This is a genomic window from Micromonospora sp. NPDC048947 (genome assembly GCF_040649495.1).
Taxonomy (GTDB): domain Bacteria; phylum Actinomycetota; class Actinomycetes; order Mycobacteriales; family Micromonosporaceae; genus Micromonospora; species Micromonospora alfalfae.
Map to the genome: position 1 here is coordinate 1 of NZ_JBEZFO010000043.1, position 18,636 is coordinate 18,636.

The following is an 18,636-nucleotide window of genomic DNA, read 5'->3' on the forward strand; positions in this document are numbered from 1 at the left end:
CCCGTTGCGGGGGCGGGTGTTGGGCCGGGGGCGGGCGGGCCCCCCCCTCGCCACTGCGGGGGGGGGGGTGTTCCCCCCCCGGGGCCGGCCCCCCCCCCCCCGCCCGAGAACGACAGATGATCAGCTGAACCGGTCGAGCGTGATGAACGCCTCCTGCGGATTGCCGTCGTGGACGAGCGACTCATGGGCGCCCACGTCGTCGAAGGCGAAGCCGTACGCCTTGCCGTCCACCATCTGCGCGTGGATGAGGCGGGAGTAGTGGTTGGTCACGGAGTCCTTGTAGAAGTTCGCCGCGTTGTTGTCGGGGTGGTTCGTACCGTTCAGCAGGGTGGTGCGGTTGAAGCCCGCGCACAGGGTGCGGGAGATCGGGCCGCGCACCAGGTCGTTGGGGGCGTCCAGGTGCTTGTAGCAGCCGAAGACGCTGTCGGAGTCCGGCTTCTGGAACGAGGTCACCACGGCGCCCGCGCTGTTGGTGAAGTTCATGACGTTCCCGGAGACCCGGCCGTAGTACTTGGTGTTCGGCTCGTGCGCGAACGGGGTCACCGTCAGGACGGAGCTGCTGTAACGGCTCCAGACCCGGTTGATGTAGTCGTTCATGATGCCGGCCGGCAGGGCTCCGGAGCCGACGCCGTGCCCCGGGGACAGGGCGCGTACGACCGTTCCGTCGGAGCGGGTCTGGATGAGGCCCGCCCACCCGCCGGACTGGTTGCGGAGCCCGTTGAGGACGGCGTTGTAGCCGCCCGCCTTCAGCCGCCCGGTGTTCTTGACGGTGCCGTTGGGCGCCTTGACCCCGACGGCGTAGGGGGCGGAGAACATGTCGACCTGGGTGCTGTTGATCCACAGGCCCGCGTCGTTGAGCGTGTACTCGGTCCAGTTGAACAGGATGTTCCTGTTCGGGTCGCTCGGGTTCTGGACCGCGGGCTGGACCAGGCCGCCGGTGGTGACCTTGAAGACGAGCTTCTGTCCGTACGAGAAGTAGACGCGGCCGGAGAACTTCGGCATCCGGATCGTGAGCGACTGGCCGTTGCGCGGCCCGGCGATCGAGGCGTCCGGCGCCGGGGTGGGCGGGTTGCCTCCGGCGGGCCAGGGGTGGAAGGTGCCGTTCGCGTCCGCCCAGCCCTGGCGGCCGGTGGAGAGCTGGGTTCCGAGGTTGTAGATGTAGATCTGGTCCGCGCGTCCCGAGTCGTTCTTGATGGTCAGCGGGATGGTGGCGGGCACCGCCGCCTCGGCGGGCTGCTCGGCGACGCCGGTGGTCAGACCCAGGGCCAGGGCCAGCGCGGCGGTCAGCGAAGCGAGGCCTCTCCATGGAACGGGCATGCTCGTCCTCCTCATCGGGCGAAATCCGTGGGGGTGGAACGGGGGGTACATCACCTGGAGCATGAGAGCGCTCTCAGAATCCCGCCGGCGCCAACAACTGTCAACGAGCGTGCCTCAACTCGTCGAACTCGCCCCGCCGTAGTCGCCGGGCCGTGGTCCCGCGCTCTGCCCCCCCATTACCTTTTTGGTGGTCCCGCAATGGGGCTCCCGGCCTTCGGGCCCGGCATGACTTCCCCCCCTTGTTAGCCATGATCCGGGGGGTGGTGTCACCGGGCCCGGAGGCACTGACAGACCGCTGATTAGGGGCATGACCACCAGCCTGTTCGCAGGTTGGGAGGCTCTTCGTAATGTGGATGTGGCGATCGGTGCCGAAGGACGGCCGGGTGGAGCACGACCGAAGGACACACGTGATCGAGACCGGCGGCATCGACGTCTTCCTCGGCCTGGACGTCGGCAAGGGCGAACACCACGCCACCGCCGTGACCCCGGCCGGGAAGAAGGCGTTCGACAAGCGCCTGCCCAACACCGAGCCCAAGCTCCGCGAGCTGTTCGCGAAACTCCAGGCCGAACACGGAACGGTGCTGGTCGTGGTCGACCAGCCGGCCTCCATCGGAGCCCTGCCGCTCGCGGTCGCCCGGGACATGGGCTGCCCGGTCGCCTACCTGCCCGGGCTGACGATGCGGCGGATCGCCGACCTCTACCCGGGCGAGGCCAAGACCGACGCGAGGGACGCGTTCATCATCGCCGACGCCGCCCGCGCGATGCCGCACACCCTGCGCTCGGTCGACCTCGAAGACGAGACGATCGCCGAGCTGGAGATGATCGTCGGCTTCGACGACGACCTGACCGGCGAGGCCACCCGGGTCGCGAACCGGCTCCACGGCCTGCTGGCCCAGATCCACCCGTCCCTGGAACGGGTCCTGGGCCCGCGGTTGCAGCACCCGGCCGTCCTGGCCCTGCTGGAACGGTTCGGGTCCCCGGCCCAGATACGCAAGGCAGGCCGCCGACGGCTGGTCACGCTGCTGCGGCCGAAGGCACCCCGCATGGCCGAGCGCCTGGTCGAGGACATCTTCACCGCGCTGGACGAACAGACCGTGGTGGTCCCCGGAACCGAGGCCGCCGCGCTGATCGTCCCGAGCCTGGCCTCCTCGCTCCAGTCCGTCCTCGACCAGCGCAAACTCCTCGCCGACCGGATCGAGGAACTGCTGGAGGCCCACCCTCTTTCCCAGGTCCTGATCTCGATGCCCGGGATCGGCATCAGGACCGGAGCCAGGATCCTCATCGAGGTCGGCGACGGCAGCAGCTTCCCCTCCGCCGCCCACCTCGCCGCCTACGCAGGACTCGCCCCGGCGACCCGCAACTCGGGCTCCTCGATCCGCGGTGAACAGCCGTCCCGGAGAGGGAACAAGCAGCTCAAACGGGCATTCTTCCTCTCCGCGTTCGCAGCCCTCGGCGACCCCGCATCCCGGGCCTACTACGACAAGAAGATCGCCCAGGGCAAACACCACACCCAAGCCCTCCTCTGCCTCGCGAGACGACGGGCCGACGTCCTCTTCGCGATGCTCCGCGACGGCACCTTCTATCAGCCCCAACCCGCCCGATCAGCTTGACCAAACCCATAGGGGCACCCCCCCCACTCCACCGGGCCCAGTCCCGACGGGACGAGAAGAGCGCCGCCTGGTTCAGCATCAGCAAACGCAGGGTCGGGGCCACCCTGCTCCGCCACAACCACATCAGACCCGTCATCACGCGCGAGTGGCGGCCGGACTATGAACGCATCGACGGCGCCATCTGGCACAGCACACGCGTCGACGAGGACTTCCAGGCCGAAACAGCCCGTGAGAAGGCTGCCCTGGGAGAATTCCTCCTCAAGATCCGCGCCGCGCAAGCCAAGGCACGATCCGACGCAGCAGTCATCCGCGACTGATAACCGATGCGGGCAAGTGACTTCGGACCCCGGGGACAAGTACCAGAGCTTCGGGGCGCCGGTGTTGCACCAAAGCAGGATCGGATGACCGGCCTGAGCAACCTGGCTGGCCAAACAGCCCCGCACACGCTTCAAAATTACTCGCCGGTACGCAATGAAAAGGACGCCGCCCCGTCGAAGGTAGCAAGCCATTCGACAGCAGGTTCGAGACAGAACGATCAGGCATCGCGGCGCCTGCATATCCGGAATGAAGCGCTCCCAATCTCGGCTCAACCTGGGGTTTCCCAGACTGAATGAGACCATCGGGCCGACCAAACGTGAATCGAGTCACACGCGACGGGTCACGTGCACGGCTTAGGGTGGAAATATCGATCACGGGTCAAGGGGCTCTCCTCCCACCTCAATGTGGGCGTGTGCGATGCTCCAACCGATAGGCCCATTTTCGAGTAGACCCACTAACGGGGATGCCGAGGTGCTGGCATGCAAAGAAACATTTCCAAACACCGGATTCTCATCACCGGAGGCGCCGGATTCATCGGTGGCCACCTTGCCCGCGCGCTGGTGGCATCCGGGGAAGAAGTAGCAGTCCTGGACGACCTGCGTGTGCCGCCGATGATCCCTCCGGAAGGCACCGGAAAGTTCTTAGAAAAACCCGTCCTGGAGTTAGAGGAGAGGGACCTCTCTGACGTACGCCTCGTATACCACCTGGCGTCGCACAAGAGTGTTCCTCGCTCCTTCAAACAGCCGCTCGACTATCTCGACAATGTGGACTCTGGCCGCCACCTGCTGGCTCTCTGCACGAGTGTTGGCGTGCCGAAGGTAGTCGTCGGGAGTACGTGCGAAGTCTACGGCCAGGCCGGCACCCTGCCGACACCCGAAAGTAGCCCTCTGTCCCCGCTCTCGCCCTACGCCGCGAGCAAGGTCGGGCTGGAGATGGTGGCCAGGGCCCACCAGCGCGCCTCAGTCGCTCCAGAGGTGGGCATCGTTCGCTTCTTCAACGTCTACGGCCCCGGCGAACGGCCCGATGCCCTCGTACCCCGACTCTGCGCCAACCTCCTGACCAGGAACGAACTGCCTGTCGAGGGCGACGGTGAGCAGCGTCGCGACTTCACCTACATCACGGATGTCGTGGACAAGCTCATCGCGTTGGCGAACCGACCACTGCCCTCAGTCGTCAACTTCGGTTCCGGCCAGTCCCTCTCCGTGAACGACGTCGTCCGGATCCTGCAGGCGACCACTCCGGCGGCCGAGGTCGCCCGGAAGCAGCCTCGGCCGAACGAAATCACGGAGTTCCGGGCGGACACCGCCTTGCAGACGCGGCAGATCGGAGAGAGGTCCGGCGGGACCGGAATCGAGGAAGGCATTCGCCTCACTCTCGAATGGTGGCAGTCGCGGGACCTTGACGACATACGCCAGCGTATCTTCCAAGAGGAGGGGGCCGACTGATGGCCGGCTACACCGCACCTGTACGCGCCAGTCTGGATGTCACTTACGCATGCGACCTGCGCTGCATCCACTGCCGCACGAACACCGGGGAGATCCCCGTCCACATCCGCCGCAAGATGCTGTCCATCGAGCAGTTGCAGGACATCATGCTCCAGCTGGACCGGATGGGGACATTCGAGATCACCCTCACCGGTGGGGAGCCGACGATCCGCAAGGGGTTCTGGCAGCTGCTTGACGTCGTTCCGAAGCTGCGCCATTCGACCGTCACTCTCATCACGAACGCGGCAGCGCACACGCGGGAACAGCTCGACCGCATCGTGGACAGCGGCATTTCGTCCATCCGGGTCAGCATGGACGGCACGCGGGAGACGTTCGCCGCCGTACGGCTCATGGACGTGTTCGACACCGTCGTGGAGAACTCGATCTACCTCCGCGACCGTGTGCGCAGTTTCAAGGTGCTGACCACGGTCATGAAGACCAACCAGCACAACGTGTTCGACCTCGCGCACTACCTGCGAGCCCACGGCTTCCGGCGCCAGGACCTCATCCTGGTCCGGGCGCACGGCCGCGGTGGCCGCAACCGTCTACTCCTGACAGAGGAGGAGACCATGGCGGTCCACCGTAAGGTGACCGAGTTCAAGCGGGACGTGCCGGCCACGGACTTCGACCTGAACCTCAACGCGCCCTACTTGGTCCCGGGCGAGAAGCTGCGTCCCTTCCAGGACGTCGTCATGTTCCCCTACCTGGTGCGCGACAGCAGCATCGCGATCTCCGCCACAGGCGACGTGACCATGAGCCGCCTCTACAGTGCCGCGCCCTTGGGGAACACCAAGGATGCTCCCGTACAGGAGATCTGGACGCAGGGGCAGCAGCAGCTCGTCCAGGAGCAGGAGGAGTTCACCGAGGAGCGTCTGCGCGAGATCTTCTGGGACTTCGCGACCGGTGACGGACCGGACGGTCCCCCGCTCACCTCGCTGCTGGACCGGCAGATCTTCGAAGGCGCGGAGGTGAGGTAGGCCTTGTCCAGGGAGGCCCTCATACGCCTGTACGACCTCACGCCGTCCCAGCCTCTGCTCGACGCTCTGAGCTCTGCCACCGCATCGCCCGATATCGCTCGTGTCGTTCCCCGGTTCAAAGGGGCCGCTGGGCCGCGAGCCCAGTCCTTCGTCGAACTGCACCGGGAAGGGACGCTTCTGGGCCGGTGTGGCATCAACGTCAAGGGCCCGGGCACAGTCGGCGCCTGCGAGGTGGCCGCCGTGGTCGCCCCGGCGGAGCGTGCGGGCATGCACTGGCTTCTCGTCCATGTCGCACTCGAGCGGCTTCAGTGGCTGGGGTATGCCTACGCGATGACGGAAGTCAGCGAATACGCGGACCACTTCCCGTCGGTGCTGCGGCAGGCGGCGTGGTGGATTCCCGATTCAAGCGAACGCAAGAGCGCGGCGGCGCGGGACGACAAGAGCCTTGAATGGGCGGATCTCTTCATCGACTTCCGGACCTGGACGCCGAGTTCCACTCCCACGTCTCTTACGGTCAACGGCCGAGACCTGTGGGTGCGTCGTCCCGAAGCGAGTGAGGAGCTGCTGATTGTCGACTGGCTCAGAGAGACCTTCGGTGGAGGCTGGGCGAGCGAGATCCACCGGTCGTTCTCACGGGATCCGATCTCGTCTGTGATCGTGGTCGACCGGAACAAGGAACTGCCGCCCAAGGACCGCTTGCTCGGCTTCCTTGCCTACGACACTGCGCGGCTCGGGATGCTGTCTGCGATTGCGCTCGTGCCCGAGGCACGCGGTCGCGATCTGTCCTTGGCAACAGCGCTCATCGAGGAGTGTCTGCGCGAAGCGCGAGCCAGCGGCATGACCTATGCCGTGCTGGGAGGCGTAGGCAACGCCCGCTTGGCGGCTCTTCGCGCATTCAGTGCTTTATGGACCATTCCTGGCTCGTGCCCGGGAATCTTCGGGAGGGGTGTTCGGAACTAATGGAGATCATCTTCACTGTCTCCGATCAGGTATGGGGCGGCAAACACCGCTACATGCACGACATGGCGCTCGGGCTGGCGCAGGCAGGCCATGCGGTCACCGTCCTCGCGGAGGAAGGTGGAGCCATGCTTGAGCAGTGCCGTGCCGCCGGGGTGACGACCGTGAGTGTGCCGGCGTTCGCCAGCGACGACGCGGCCGAGGCGGTTTGCAGGGCGCTGCGGCATCGTCGTCCTCATATCGTGTGTGTCTCCGGCCGCGCGGACGCCGCCGCGGTCCACCACGCCCAGTCGCAGGGCGCGACTGATGCCGCCGTGTGCCTCTTCCGGCACTCGGCGTTCCCTTTGGGAACCACCGACGAGGTGCGCGACCTGTTCACTGGCGTGAACCTGGTCTTCACCACGTCACGGGAACAGCGTCAACGCCAGTTCGAGCCGCTGATCAACGCCGGTGTCTTGAAGGACGAACAGGTCGAGATACTCACCAGTGGCGTCGGGGAGCCTCTGCTCGCGGCTCTGGACGCCGCCGACCGCGGCGCCGCTCGAAAGGAACTCGGAGCCGAATCAGACCAGTTCGTCCTCCTCGTGCTGGCCCGCCTGGCCTGGGAGAAGGGCATCGACCAGGTGATCGACGCCTTCGCTGACCTGGAGCTGCCGCCGGACGCCGCGCCCCCGCTGCTGGTGGTCGCGGGTGAGGGGCCGCTGGAGGCAGAACTACGAGGCCAGACCATCGAACGGGGTGTCGCCGAACGGGTCCGATTCCTCGGCCACCAGGACCACGTCGCCCCGGTAATCAAGGCCAGTGACGCCGTGGTCCTCACCAGCACGGTTCCCGAGACCGGCCCGCTCGCGCTCAAGGAGGCCATGGCCGCCGGCCGCCCCGTCATCGCCTCTGTCCAGGGCGGCATCCCGGAGTTCGTCGAGGACGAGCGGCACGGTCTGCTGGTCATCGACGACGAGGACCTGCGGCAGGCGATGCAGCGGCTCCTGAGCGACCGCGAAGCCGCCGAGACCATGGGAGCCGCCGGATCCGAGTCGGTTCGCGGCGGACATCGTGCAGTACGACGCGTGGAGTACCTCGCCCACCGTCTCGATCTCCTGGCCCTGGAACAGCTCACCCCGGAGACGGTCCTTCACGAAGTGGTGTGGGACGACGTACGGCTGCGTGAAGAGACACAAGGCGGCTTCGTCTTCGTGCCGCGTACATCGCACATCATGGAACTGGACAGCGCTACGTGCGCTGTCGTGCGCACCGCGGTCGAAGCCGGTGACCCACTCCAGTTGACCAAGCTCCCCGAAGAGACGCTCGGTGTGCTTGCGCACCGGCTCTACGCCATGGGCGCGCTGGTCCGGCAGGATGGTCAGGCGACGCCTGCGGCCCGCACCGCGGACGGCGAACGACCGGTTACGGAGCCCGCGTGAAGGTCCTTGTCATCGCCGCACACCCGGATGACGAGGTTCTCGGTGCCGGGGCCACGGTGTCGGCATTGAGCCAGCAGGGCGCGGCGGTCCAGATCCACATCCTCGCCGAGGGTATCTCGCTGCGGCATTCGGGGGTGAAGATCGAGGAGGCGCGGGATCGCTGCCGGGTGGCGGCCAGGGAGCTCGGTGCGGCCGAGGTGTCGTTCGGCGGTCTGGCGGCCGACGGACGCCTCCTGGCCGACCTCCCCCAGCGACAGGTCGTCGATGCGGTTAGCCACGCCCTGCGTGAGGCACAGCCCGAAGTGGTCTTCACTCACCACCCTGGCGACATCCACGCGGACCACCGCAGCGTCGCCCATGCAGTGGGGTACGGCACCCGCGTCCTCGGGTCCGGCTCCGTTCGGCAGGTGCTGCACTTCGAGGTCCTGTCTTCCACGGAACAGCAATCGGGCCTGGTGGCGCCGTTCACCCCCAACCTGTTCTACGACGTCACCGGGCACGTCGAAGCCAAGTGCCGGGCACTTGCCGCCTACCCGTACGAGCTGTACGACCCGCCCCACCCTCGCTCCCTGGCGGCCGTTCGGACGCTGGCTTCATACCGGGGGACGCAGGTGGGAGTGGAAGCGGCTGAGGCATTCATGATCGGACGAGAACTACGCGGCCCCATGGCAGCGGTTCCCAGTGGAGTTGATGTGCGATGAGAGTGCTCGTGACTGGGGGTGCCGGGTATGTGGGCTCCTTCACCGTACGGCGCCTCCTTGCGGCCGGCCACGACGTCGTGGTTGTCGACAACCTCAGCACGGGCCGCCGCGAAGCAGTCCGTGGCTGCCACCTGCGCGTGGTGGACATCCTCGATATCGCCGGCATGGGCACGGTCTTCGAGGAGTTTCTCCCTGAGGCCGTGATCCACTTCGCGGCCCTGAAGTCCTCTGAAGAGTCGCTGCGTGACATCAACACGTACTTCTCCGTCAACCTGACGGGGACGCAGAACGTGCTCGCCCTGTGCGCACGCACCGGTGTGGAGCGCTTCGTCTTCTCCTCCTCGTGCGCCGTGTACGGCACCCCGCAAATCTGCCCGGTGGATGAGACCGCGCCCGTACGGCCCGAAAGTCCGTACGGAGAGACGAAGTACCTGTGCGAGCGCGTGATCGCCTCCTACGCGCAGGCCACCAGGATGCGCTACGCCAACCTGCGGTACTTCAACGCGGCAGGTGCAGCCGACGACGCTTCCCTGGGAGAGTACGCGGGCCCGGCAGCAACCCAACTCCTCCCGGTGGCCGTACGCGCAACCCTGGGCCTGGCGCCCACCCTGCGGATCTTCGGCAACGACTACCCGACGACCGACGGGACGGCTCTGCGCGACTACATCCACGTCGAGGATCTCGCCCAGGCCCACGTGCGGGTCCTGGAGGGCCTGCAAGAGGGCAGTCAGTGCGGGCCGGTGAACCTGGGCCGCGGCCAGCCCGTCAGCGTGCGCGAGCTGATCGATGTCTTGCACGACGTCTCCGGGAAGGAGATCCCGGTTGCCATGGCGCCCCGCCGTCCAGGGGACCCAGGTCTGTCCTGGGCCGATCCGAGTCTGGCGTTGAGCCGATTCGGCTGGCGAGCAGAACGCGACCTTGACCTCATCGTTCGTACGGCGTGGAACTGGCACACCAGTACCCCCGCGTCGCTGGAGTGACATGCACCTCTACCTACTGCGCCACGCCGAGGACCGTTCCGGAAAGTTCGACCCGCACCAGGATCGCCTGACCGAGCGAGGACGCCGACAGGCGCAGGCTGCGGCTCATTGGCTGGCTGAGCAGCGTCCCACAGAGCTTCGCACCAGTGTGCTTCCCCGCGCCCGGCAGACCGCCGATATCGTCGCGGCGCACACCGGCCTTGCCGCACGGGAGGATCCGCGCCTCAACGAGATCGTCTGGTCGCCGGTCGCGGGTGAGCTTCTGCCGAACCCGCGGGAGGACCGGCTCCATCCGCCGCCGCCGGGGGCGGAGTCATGGCATGTGTTCATGACGCGGGTCGCCACATGCATGAGCGAGCTGTGTCATCAGGCGTCGGAGGACCAGCGGATGGTGTTGGTCACCCACAGTGGCTTCTTCGACGCTGTCAATGAACTGCTGTGTGGCGGGACCGGCAGGGTAGAGCTGCTGGTTGCGCACGCTGGAATCACACACTGGCAGTACCGTCCCGGAGACTCGGGTGGTGCCTGGCTTCTGCACCAACACAATGTCACCTTCGCCCCACAGACCCTGATGGATCACGGATCCCTGAGCACAGCGGAGTTGAGCACATGAGCGGGCGGCGCAGGCGTATGGTCGTCATCTGTGTCGACGGCGGGCTTCCCGGGATCATCCGCGAGCACGACTTCTTCAATCTGAGCCGGGCCATGCCGACACTTCCCGGCACTGCCGTGCACGAGCTGCACAGTATCTACCCCTCGTCCACAGCGCCCTCCCACGCGTCCTTTCTTACCGGGACGTACCCGAGCGGGCACGGGATCGTGGGGAACCGCTTCTGGGAGCGGGAGAGTGTTGCGGAGATCCGCCGGCGCTCGGACGATCCGCTTTCATCGTTTCACCCCTACGAGGAAAGCTCGCTCACCGCACCGAGCCTGCTCGACTGGTTTGCCCGGCAAGGGGCGTCGGCCGCCGCCGTCCACTTCCCGCAGACCTTCTCCCGCAACGCCCAGCTCGCGATCCCCAGCTGCTACTGCTTGTACGCCCCCGCCCGGGACCTGGTCGTCGCGCTCGGACCGACCGTTGACGGGGCGGCCGAGGGGGTGGTGCAGCTCTCCTACCTGGGATACGAGGTGACCTTGTATCTCCGGGTCGATCAGCATACGAACGTGATCACGGTGGGAAGCCACCGAGAGACCGCTGTCGTGGCCGACGGCCTCCGGCCCACGCGGCTGGACATCCCCGTGTCTTCGGGTTCCGTGTCCGTGGCGGTCTCCTGCCGCAGGCTCGACGAAGGCCAGATCGAGGTGCGTCTGGGAACCGCCGTTATCACTCTGGGATTCGGCGGGCTCGATATGCCGGACCGCGCTGGTGAAGGGCCCGCGTCCCTGTACGTCGAATACACCGCCAATCCAGACCACACGTTCCACGAGTCGCCTCGTGCCGAGTGGGTGGAACAGACCGCCCTCGACGTCCTGAAGCAGCATGACCCCGATGTCCTGTTCGTGCGCTTCAACCAGGCTGACCATGCCCAGGAGTTCCTTTACTGGCATGCGGTCCGAGGCACCTCCAGCGAACGAAGTCGCGCATGGCAGCAGATTCTGGACGTCTACGCCCGGATCGATGCCTGCGTGATGCGGCTCGCCCGGGCCGTCGGTGAGCATACGGAGTTCCTCTTCTTCTCCGACCACGGCATCGACTACGTCGAGACCCACCTGCGCCCGAACCACGTGCTGGAGGACCTCGGCCTCGCCGACCGCATGGTCTTCCAAGGTGACAGCAACTGCGCCTACCTGTACGCCGACGCACCTCTGCCGCCGGCGGAGAAGAAGCGCCTCGACCGGGCACTGCGCGCACTCGATCATTCCATCAGCGTGCTCACTCCAGCCGAACAGGACCAGTTGAATTTTCCGGTAGGCAGCCCGCGGCTGGGCCATCTCACGGTGACCTGCGGCCCGCACACCGAATTCCAGTACAGCAACGCGACACCGAGCGAGAGCGTGGCGTCCGCATCACACGGTTACCTGCCCAGCGACTCAGCCATGAGTGGCTTCTTCCGCTGCTTCGGCCGGGTAGCAGCGCGGCTGGCTCCCCCCAGCGACATCACGGGGGCCTCAGCCGTGGTCCGCAGCATCTGGCGGCAAGCGGCGCGGGAGATGTGATCGTGCCGGAGAACCTTCCTTACGCATATGAGGTCGAGGGCCTGCACAAGCAGTTCGACGGATCCCCTAGGCCGGCCAATGGCGAGATCTCTTTTCACATCAAGCAGGGCGAATTCTTCGGGCTTCTGGGCAGCAACGGTGCGGGAAAGACAACCCTGATCAAGCAGATGATCGGACTGGTGCGACCGGACGGGGGGACGGTGAGACTGCTGGGGCGCGATGTCTTTACCCATCCTCGTTTCACGGCGGCCACGGTTGGCTACATGCCCCAGACTGCCTTCGCCCTGAACAGCCTGACCGTCAAAGAGGCGGTCTACTTCAGTGCACACCTCCGCGGTGTCGCCGCCAAGGCGGCCCGCCGGGAGCGTGACGCCCTGTTGGAGTTGCTCGGCCTGACCCACCTGGCCGGCAAGGTCGCCCGACAGCTCTCCGGCGGAGAACGCCGACTACTGCAGATCGCGGTGACCTTGGTCGGATCACCGCCGGTGCTCATCTTGGATGAGCCCACCAACGAGTTGGACCCGTCTCGGCGCCGCCAGGTATGGCAGCTTTTCAGGGAACTGAACCAACGCGATGGTCACACAATAATCCTCATCACCCACAACGCCATCGAAGCGGAACAGGTGATCGAGCGGGTCGGAATCCTCAAGGAAGGTCGGCTCGTCGCGCTGGGCGCTCCGGCCGAGCTGAAGTCCTCGCTCCATTCCCAGGTACGCCTGTCGATCACGCTGGGCGACGCACAAGTGCACGGGCTGCCTGACTATGTCCGGGTGCAGTCCGAGCACCGCGGCAAGGTCGTCGCCCTGGTCGACTCCGCCGACCTGCCGCACCTGACCAAGGACGTGGACCTCACCCAGTTCCCCGAGTTCACAATGCACACAGCGACACTGGAAGACGTGTATGTCAGCTACGCATGACAAAAAGCTCGGACTGAGCTTCCTTGGGCAGGTCTGGGACCTGTTCAGGATTCAGCTCACCAACTGGCGGTGGTCCTGGCCCCAGATGGTGCTAACTGGTGTGCTTGCCCCTTTGGTCAGCATCGCCGCCTTGGGGCTCTTCGCCCGGAACTCTGGCCACGCCGCGACCGAATATGTCCTGACCGGCAGTGTCACCATGGCGATCCTGTTCGAGACTCAAAATAAAATCGCCAGCAACTTCGCGTTCATGCGCGGAAACGGCGCCTTCGAGTACTATGCCGCGCTGCCTGTCCGTCGCGAGGCTCTCATCTTTGCCACACTCGCAGCCTTCTCCATCCTGTCGCTGCCTGCCATCGCGGTCACCCTGCTGCTCGGCTCGGCCCTACTCGACGTCCCGCTCACGTTCTCGCCACTCGCCCCGCTGTGCCTCCTGCTCGCCCTGCTCCCTTCAGCCGGACTGGGGGCCTTCATCGGCAGCAGATCCGGAACCATCGAACAGGCTTCCTCTCTCAGCCTGGCCACCACGCTCCTCATGATGGCCGCAGGCCCGGTGGCAGTCCCACCAGAACTGCTGCCCGACGCACTGATCTGGATCGGCAACCTCAACCCGGCGGTCTACGCGGCCGACAGCCTGCGTCACTCCTTAACGGCACCCGACGCCTCCCGGGCCCTTGCTGACATGGCGATTCTTGCCATCTTCGCCGGCGCGGTGTGGGGCCTGACCAGCACACGTATGCACTGGCGTGCCCGCTATGGGCGCCGCGCCTCGTGACGCAACCATCGATCACTCATCACGAAGGGAAACACATCCATGACCGAGCAACAGTTCCTCGCAGTCCTCGCACCCCTGATCGAGGAAATCACCGGGAACGCCTTCTCCCAGGAACAGCTGGACGTCACCTTCGGCGATCTGGACATCGACTCCCTCAACCAGATTGAGATCATCAGCCGTATCGAGGACGAGTTCGACTGCCAGATAGAGGACAGCACCCTGCGGACGATCCGTACGCCCCGCGGGCTGCTGGACCACATTTCGAAGTCCACCAGCCCCGCATGATCCGAAACCACTCGGGCGACCGGCCTCGGTCACTGGCCTGGTTCGCGTGGTGGGCAGCGGCCCACGCCGGTCTGTTACTCGTCCTCGTCACCTTCCGGTGGGACGAACGGCTGAGCGAGACGCTCTGCGCCTGGACGAGCAGCAGCGCGTCCAGTGCCCGGCTTCTCGAGGCACTGACCTCGTGGGGCAACCCGTGGCCCGTGACCATCATTGCCGCCGGATCCGCGTGCTTCGCGCTGATCCGGCGGAACATCACAGCTGCCGCAGTCCTTTTGGTCATTCCGTACGCCGCCACAGTGAGCTGCAACCTGATCAAGGGATGGGTTGAACGACAGCGTCCGTCCTTGGATTGTGCCTCGATTCAAGCCGACGGCTTCAGTTTCCCCAGCGGACACGCGGTCGGTGTGACGACCGGATTCCTGCTGGCCGCGCTCTACTTCAGTTCCCAGATGCCGCGGGCCGTCTCCGCACTGATGCTGTTCCTTGCTGGGGTGAGCGCCGAACTCGTCGCGTGGAGCAGGGTCCTTCTCGGTGCGCACTTCAGTGTCGATGTGCTCGCTGGGCAACTCTTGGGCGCCGGCTGGCTGGCCGTCGCCGCCTTCGTGCTGCACCGCCAGTCAGTCAGCCGCTTGCAACGCGAGGCCCGTCAAGCAGGGTCGGGCTCCCTGGACGAGCCCGTGTCATGATGACGCCGTGCCGTTCAACCACAACGATCATTACCATGACCTGTTACTTCGTGAACTCCCCGAATCATGCCGAAGGGCCCTTGAGGTGGGCTGCGGCACAGGGAGGTTCGCACAAAAACTAGCGGTTCGAGGAATCGAAGTAGATGCCATTGACGTAGATAATCACGTCGTCACCGCCGCACGAGAGAAGAATTCTACTCTCGCTCTCCCCAGGCAGATCCGCTTCCAGCGGGCAGATATCACACGCCTAACCTTGACGCCGGACACGTACGACTACATCGCGTGCTTGGCCAGCATCCACCACGTCCCCTTTGAGACCGTGCAGAAGCTGCGCGCATCGCTCACCGCGAACGGCGTCTTGGTGATCCTCGGCTGCTACCGAGAAGCAACACTATGGGACCACGCCGTAAGCCTTCTGGCCGTACCTGTGAACGCTATTTGGCGTGCTGCGGTGTTCTTCCGAGAAAGCTGGTCAGGAAGCCGTGCCGATCGGGGCACGCAGTCTCCTTCAGCACCTGTGGCGCCCCCTTCGATGTCGCTTGCGGAGATCCGAGAAGACAGTGCTGCATATCTTCCAGGCAGGCGGATTCGACGCCTCCTCTTCTGGAGATATCTTCTGGTCTTTCACAACATGAAGGCAGGGCTGGGAAGTGATTAGCAGCCGGACACACATGATCTCTCAGCCGCCGAGAAGATACGCCCTGGGGGCCACCTGCGTTACGTTCAACGACGTGGGACGTGTCCTTATTGCGCGCCGCCGCTCCCCGGAACGATGGGAGCTGCCCGGCGGCTTGGTGGATCCGGGCGAGGCATTCCATGATGCCGCCACTCGCGAGACTTACGAGGAGACCGGGGTCCACGTCAAAGTCCACGGCCTGGTGGGCGTCTACCAGCATCCGAGCCGGGGCATCCTCGCCGGCATCTTCATCGCCACAGCCGTGTCGGGGGAACCTCGCCCAACAGCGGAATCCAGTGCCGCCGAGTGGGCGGACGTGGAGGATGCTCTCACGCGACTGCACCCCCTCTATCGACCGCGCCTTGAAGACGCCCTCACAGCCAGGGCTTCCGTGACGCTCCGCGTCCATGAAGGAACGGAGGTCCTCTCACTCTTCGAGGCCACACACATCTGACGAAACCGCGCGCCGCCGGGCTGCGACATCGAGAATCACCTCCGTCTCCTCGGCGGACCTCGCGAGGCCAGGGGTCGGCCGCCAGCCGTTCGACGCAACGCTCTCTGACCATCGATGGAGTCCACATCAGACTGAAGTGAACGACTACTGAGGTTGAACGCGTGGTGTCGTGGTCGGTCAGCCGGGTCTGATGGTCAGGCCGGTCTCGGCCAGGCATCCGTCTATGAGGTGGCTGCGGTACTGGATGTGCCGTAGGCCGTGTCGGATGCGTTGGATGAGGTGATCGGGCGTGCTGAAGGCGACGTTGGAGAGCCATCCGCGCCGTAGGAGGGACCAGATGCCTTCGACGGGGTTGAGGTCGGGTGCGTAGGGCGGCAGGTAGTAGATGGTCAGCCAGTCCCGTGCCTCGGCAAACTCTCGGAGGCCGGCGGCCTTATGGATATCCGTCTGCGGGAACGGCCGCGGACCCGCACCACCGGGGTCCACCCGCGCCGGGACCAGGTCTTGGCCTGCGGCGGCGTCATGGAGAATCCGGCCTCGTCCTCGAAGACGAGCCAGGCTCCACTCACCGCCGCGAGTCTTCCGCGCAGGGCCACACTTCCTTGCCCCACCCCGCGACCGCCTCGTCGTCCCGCTCGATGGCGCGTCGGGCCGGGACCTGGCAGGACCAGCCGTTGCGGACCAGGAGCTTGCGCACGCCCTGGACGGTGTAGGTCAGGTGGAAGCGCCGGCCGATCACCGTCTTCACCCGCGCCAGCGCCCACCGCTGGTCTTCCCAGCCGTGCGCGGCCGGCCCCTTGGCCAGCTCCGCTTCCAGCTGGGCGAACTGCTTCTGGCTCAGCCTGGGAAGCGAAGCCGGTCCCTGTGACCGCAGGGCACGCGGGCCGCCCTCGTCCCATGTCCGCCGCCACCGCTGCACCGACCGGACACTGACCCGCAGGCCCCTGGCGATCACCGAGCTCGCCTCGCCCCGGGCGAACCGCTCCGCCGCCTGGAACCGTAACTCCTCGTGGAACTGCTGGCGTTCGGCGGTGCCCCCCCTTGTGGATACCGCATGCACAGGTGATACCTCAGCTGACGACCAGCCGTCAGCCCCTACGACACCACAAGTTGAACCTCTTAACGCGAAAATGCAAAGTCAACCTGCGCAGATCCGGGCCGTACGGACCAACACGTTTCTTCATCCCGCAGCTCAGAGACAGGTCCCGATGCAGCAACAATCGGGATGGGACAATCGCGCCGCCGCCAGGGGCCTCTGTCCTCGGGAGCGCGCGGCGGGGAACCGCTATTCCCCTGGCCCCCTCCCCCGCCTGCCTCCGGCCCGCCTCTCCTTGGCCCGTGAAGCCCGGTGAAGCCGCGTGAACCGGATACGGTCCGGCGGGCGATAGGGAGGGTGTGAGGCTGTTGCGCCCTGCGGGGGAGGACCGGGATGACGGTACGGAGAAGGATGACGCGGCACTCGTACGTGCCGTGGCACGCGGCGACACGGACGCGCTCGGCGCGCTCTACGACCGGCACGCCGGGTGGCTGCACGCCCGGCTCGCGCGGCGGTGCGCGGATGCGGAGACCGTACGCGAAGTGCTCCAGGACACCTTCGTGACCGTGTGGCGCTCCGCCGCCTCGCACCGGGGCGCGCAGGTCGGCGGGTGGCTGTGGGTGATCGCCTCGCGCCGGCTCGTCGACGCCCTGCGGGCGGACGCCCGCGCCGAACGGCCCCTGAGTCCGGTCCGCCCGGCCCCGGAGGCCCTCGCGCCCTCCGCCGAGGACCGGGTGCTGGCAGGCCTGGAGTACGGGGACGTGGGCACCGCGCTGGCCGGGATCTCCCCGGAACTGCGCGAGGTCCTGCGCGCCACGGTGGTGGACGGGCTGTCGACGAGGGAGGCCGCGGCGCTGCTCGGCATCCCCGAGGGCACGGTCAAGACCCGCGCGATGCGGGCCCGCCGCGAACTGCGGGCCGCCCTGGAGCGGCTGGCGCCGGAGGGCGAAGCCCTGGGAGGTACGGCATGAGGCGGGAACGTCCGGGCCGGGGCCCCGGCTGGCACGTGGACGCCGAGCTGGCCGCGCGCTATGCGGGCGGTACGGCGGCCGAGAGCGACGCCTGGTCCGTGGAGAAGCATGTCGAGGCGTGCGGCGCCTGCGCGGCCCTGGTCTCGTCGACGGCCCGGGCGGTCCCGGAGACGGGCCCGCTGCTGGCGGGCATCCGGGCGGCGGTGCTGGAGCGGGTGGCGGTGGAGGGGCTGCCGGAGCGGGCGGCGGCGGAGGCACGGGGGGCGGTGAACTCCCCTGCGTACGCCGGGGGGCCGGAGGGTCCCGCGTACGGCAACGCGGGCGCCGCCGCGAGCACCACTGCGAGTCCACGCATCACCGCGGGCCCCGCTGCCCGCGCGAGCACCGGCGAGAGCCCAGCCGCCCACGCGGCCCCCACCACAAACCCACCCGCCGACGCCCGCACCTCCGCAACCCACACGACAGCCGCGGGGGCCACGGGGGTGTCGCCGCGGCTGTCCCGGGCCGCCCGGGTTCTCTGGGCGGCGGGGCCCGCCCTGCGGGGCGCCTGGGCGGTGGCGCTCGGCGTCGTGGTCCTCGGGGCCCTCGGGCTGTCGTACGGGGCCGGGCTCGGGGCCTCCGTACGGCCGTTGTTGCTGGTGACGGCGCCGGTGCTGCCGCTCGCCGGGGTGGCCCTGTCGTACGGGCGGCACGCCGATCCGCTGTACGAGGTCGTCACCTCGACCCCGTCCGGCGGGCTGCGGCTGCTGCTGGTCCGGGCCGCCGCCGTCCTCGGGGTGAGCGTTCCCGCGCTGACCCTCGCCGGGGCGGCGCTGCCCCCGGCCGCGGGCGGTCCGGGGGCGGCCGCCTGGCTGCTGCCGGGGCTGGCGCTGACGCTGGCCGCGCTCGCGCTGGGCAGCTTCGTGGGGGCGCCCCGC

Annotated in this window: 20 protein-coding genes and 1 pseudogene; 18 read left to right on the forward strand and 3 right to left on the reverse strand. The window is 67.0% G+C overall.

Annotation, left to right across the window (positions count from 1 at the left end; translation table 11 throughout):
• Positions 1–120: 120 nt before the first annotated feature.
• Positions 121–1,317 (reverse strand): glycoside hydrolase family 64 protein, encoded by a 1,197-nt coding sequence (locus AB0B98_RS32610; RefSeq protein WP_114933548.1) that lies wholly within the window; start codon positions 1,315–1,317, stop codon positions 121–123.
• A 407-nt stretch (positions 1,318–1,724) separates the two neighbouring features.
• Here AB0B98_RS32610 and AB0B98_RS32615 point away from each other — a divergent pair, with 407 nt between their 5' ends.
• The 16 genes from AB0B98_RS32615 (at position 1,725) to AB0B98_RS32690 (ending at position 15,712) form a co-directional block, all read left to right on the forward strand.
• The gene (locus AB0B98_RS32615) at positions 1,725–2,927 is read left to right on the forward strand and encodes an IS110 family transposase (RefSeq protein WP_357367684.1); all 1,203 of its coding nucleotides are present in this window, start codon (positions 1,725–1,727) and stop codon (positions 2,925–2,927) included.
• Positions 2,924–3,244, forward strand: a complete 321-nt coding sequence (locus AB0B98_RS32620) for a hypothetical protein (protein WP_357367660.1) — start codon at positions 2,924–2,926, stop codon at positions 3,242–3,244. Before AB0B98_RS32615 ends, AB0B98_RS32620 begins: the two co-directional genes overlap by 4 nt.
• A gap of 480 nt (positions 3,245–3,724) precedes the next feature.
• Positions 3,725–4,690, forward strand: a complete 966-nt coding sequence (tunA, locus tag AB0B98_RS32625) for a UDP-N-acetyl-alpha-D-glucosamine 5,6-dehydratase TunA (RefSeq protein WP_357367662.1) — start codon at positions 3,725–3,727, stop codon at positions 4,688–4,690.
• On the forward strand, positions 4,690–5,706 hold the full coding sequence (locus AB0B98_RS32630; RefSeq protein WP_128839962.1) for a radical SAM protein: 1,017 nt from the start codon (positions 4,690–4,692) through the stop codon (positions 5,704–5,706). The genes tunA and AB0B98_RS32630 overlap by 1 nt, the downstream gene beginning before the upstream one ends.
• 3 nt (positions 5,707–5,709) lie before the next feature.
• The gene (gene tunC / locus AB0B98_RS32635; protein WP_357367665.1) at positions 5,710–6,666 is read left to right on the forward strand and encodes an N-acetyl-D-glucosaminyl-tunicaminyl-uracil acyltransferase TunC; all 957 of its coding nucleotides are present in this window, start codon (positions 5,710–5,712) and stop codon (positions 6,664–6,666) included.
• A complete protein-coding gene (locus AB0B98_RS32640; RefSeq protein ID WP_357367667.1) occupies positions 6,666–8,084 on the forward strand; it encodes a glycosyltransferase family 4 protein in 1,419 nt (472 codons plus the stop codon). The genes tunC and AB0B98_RS32640 overlap by 1 nt, the downstream gene beginning before the upstream one ends.
• Positions 8,081–8,785, forward strand: coding sequence for a PIG-L deacetylase family protein (locus AB0B98_RS32645; RefSeq protein WP_357367669.1), 705 nt, complete (start codon positions 8,081–8,083; stop codon positions 8,783–8,785). The genes AB0B98_RS32640 and AB0B98_RS32645 overlap by 4 nt, the downstream gene beginning before the upstream one ends.
• Complete coding sequence (galE, locus tag AB0B98_RS32650) at positions 8,782–9,765, forward strand: UDP-glucose 4-epimerase GalE (protein ID WP_128839958.1); 984 nt, start codon at positions 8,782–8,784, stop codon at positions 9,763–9,765. The genes AB0B98_RS32645 and galE overlap by 4 nt, the downstream gene beginning before the upstream one ends.
• A 1-nt stretch (position 9,766) precedes the next feature.
• Positions 9,767–10,378: a histidine phosphatase family protein gene (locus tag AB0B98_RS32655; protein ID WP_357367670.1), complete on the forward strand. Its 612-nt coding sequence runs from the start codon at positions 9,767–9,769 to the stop codon at positions 10,376–10,378.
• Complete coding sequence (locus tag AB0B98_RS32660; RefSeq protein ID WP_357367672.1) at positions 10,375–11,922, forward strand: alkaline phosphatase family protein; 1,548 nt, start codon at positions 10,375–10,377, stop codon at positions 11,920–11,922. The genes AB0B98_RS32655 and AB0B98_RS32660 overlap by 4 nt, the downstream gene beginning before the upstream one ends.
• A 2-nt stretch (positions 11,923–11,924) precedes the next feature.
• Positions 11,925–12,839: an ABC transporter ATP-binding protein gene (locus tag AB0B98_RS32665; RefSeq protein ID WP_037920050.1), complete on the forward strand. Its 915-nt coding sequence runs from the start codon at positions 11,925–11,927 to the stop codon at positions 12,837–12,839.
• Positions 12,823–13,611 (forward strand): ABC transporter permease, encoded by a 789-nt coding sequence (locus AB0B98_RS32670; RefSeq protein ID WP_037919781.1) that lies wholly within the window; start codon positions 12,823–12,825, stop codon positions 13,609–13,611. The genes AB0B98_RS32665 and AB0B98_RS32670 overlap by 17 nt, the downstream gene beginning before the upstream one ends.
• A 39-nt stretch (positions 13,612–13,650) precedes the next feature.
• Positions 13,651–13,896, forward strand: coding sequence for a phosphopantetheine-binding protein (locus tag AB0B98_RS32675; RefSeq protein WP_128839952.1), 246 nt, complete (start codon positions 13,651–13,653; stop codon positions 13,894–13,896).
• Entirely contained in the window at positions 13,893–14,582 is a 690-nt protein-coding gene (locus AB0B98_RS32680) for a phosphatase PAP2 family protein (RefSeq protein ID WP_357367675.1), read from the forward strand. The genes AB0B98_RS32675 and AB0B98_RS32680 overlap by 4 nt, the downstream gene beginning before the upstream one ends.
• Positions 14,583–14,589: 7 nt before the next feature.
• Positions 14,590–15,240: a UDP-N-acetyl-tunicamine-uracil synthase TunM gene (gene tunM, locus AB0B98_RS32685; RefSeq protein ID WP_128839950.1), complete on the forward strand. Its 651-nt coding sequence runs from the start codon at positions 14,590–14,592 to the stop codon at positions 15,238–15,240.
• A gap of 13 nt (positions 15,241–15,253) precedes the next feature.
• Positions 15,254–15,712 carry an NUDIX domain-containing protein gene (locus AB0B98_RS32690; RefSeq protein ID WP_357367677.1) on the forward strand — a complete coding sequence of 153 codons (459 nt, stop codon included), beginning with the start codon at positions 15,254–15,256 and terminating at the stop codon, positions 15,710–15,712.
• Positions 15,713–15,889: 177 nt separating this feature from the next.
• On the opposite strand, the gene AB0B98_RS32695 is transcribed toward AB0B98_RS32690, so the two are convergent.
• Together AB0B98_RS32695 and AB0B98_RS32700 are read right to left on the reverse strand one after the other, a co-directional pair.
• Positions 15,890–16,198, reverse strand: coding sequence for a transposase (locus AB0B98_RS32695; RefSeq protein ID WP_357367679.1), 309 nt, complete (start codon positions 16,196–16,198; stop codon positions 15,890–15,892).
• Between the two features lie 79 nt (positions 16,199–16,277).
• Positions 16,278–16,772 carry a winged helix-turn-helix domain-containing protein gene (locus AB0B98_RS32700; RefSeq protein ID WP_357367681.1) on the reverse strand — a complete coding sequence of 165 codons (495 nt, stop codon included), beginning with the start codon at positions 16,770–16,772 and terminating at the stop codon, positions 16,278–16,280.
• A 344-nt stretch (positions 16,773–17,116) separates the two neighbouring features.
• Between AB0B98_RS32700 and AB0B98_RS32705 the strand changes: the two genes are divergently transcribed.
• Both AB0B98_RS32705 and AB0B98_RS32710 read left to right on the forward strand, forming a co-directional pair.
• Entirely contained in the window at positions 17,117–17,719 is a 603-nt protein-coding gene (locus tag AB0B98_RS32705) for an RNA polymerase sigma factor (RefSeq protein WP_357367683.1), read from the forward strand.
• Positions 17,716–18,636 (forward strand): annotated as a pseudogene (locus tag AB0B98_RS32710) (hypothetical protein); the annotation flags it as partial. The gene AB0B98_RS32705 and the pseudogene AB0B98_RS32710, both read left to right, overlap by 4 nt.

Excerpts from the sequence above, each read along its gene's own strand:
- AB0B98_RS32655 (WP_357367670.1), top strand. The coding sequence starts at position 9,767 with ATGCACCTCTACCTACTGCGCCACGCCGAGGACCGTTCCGGAAAGTTC.
- galE (WP_128839958.1), top strand. The coding sequence starts at position 8,782 with ATGAGAGTGCTCGTGACTGGGGGTGCCGGGTATGTGGGCTCCTTCACC.
- AB0B98_RS32675 (WP_128839952.1), top strand. The coding sequence starts at position 13,651 with ATGACCGAGCAACAGTTCCTCGCAGTCCTCGCACCCCTGATCGAGGAA.
- AB0B98_RS32630 (WP_128839962.1), top strand. The coding sequence starts at position 4,690 with ATGGCCGGCTACACCGCACCTGTACGCGCCAGTCTGGATGTCACTTAC.
- AB0B98_RS32670 (WP_037919781.1), top strand. The coding sequence starts at position 12,823 with ATGTCAGCTACGCATGACAAAAAGCTCGGACTGAGCTTCCTTGGGCAG.
- AB0B98_RS32680 (WP_357367675.1), top strand. The coding sequence starts at position 13,893 with ATGATCCGAAACCACTCGGGCGACCGGCCTCGGTCACTGGCCTGGTTC.
- AB0B98_RS32640 (WP_357367667.1), top strand. The coding sequence starts at position 6,666 with ATGGAGATCATCTTCACTGTCTCCGATCAGGTATGGGGCGGCAAACAC.
- AB0B98_RS32690 (WP_357367677.1), top strand. The coding sequence starts at position 15,254 with ATGATCTCTCAGCCGCCGAGAAGATACGCCCTGGGGGCCACCTGCGTT.
- AB0B98_RS32610 (WP_114933548.1), bottom strand. The coding sequence starts at position 1,317 with ATGCCCGTTCCATGGAGAGGCCTCGCTTCGCTGACCGCCGCGCTGGCC.
- tunA (WP_357367662.1), top strand. The coding sequence starts at position 3,725 with ATGCAAAGAAACATTTCCAAACACCGGATTCTCATCACCGGAGGCGCC.
- AB0B98_RS32660 (WP_357367672.1), top strand. The coding sequence starts at position 10,375 with ATGAGCGGGCGGCGCAGGCGTATGGTCGTCATCTGTGTCGACGGCGGG.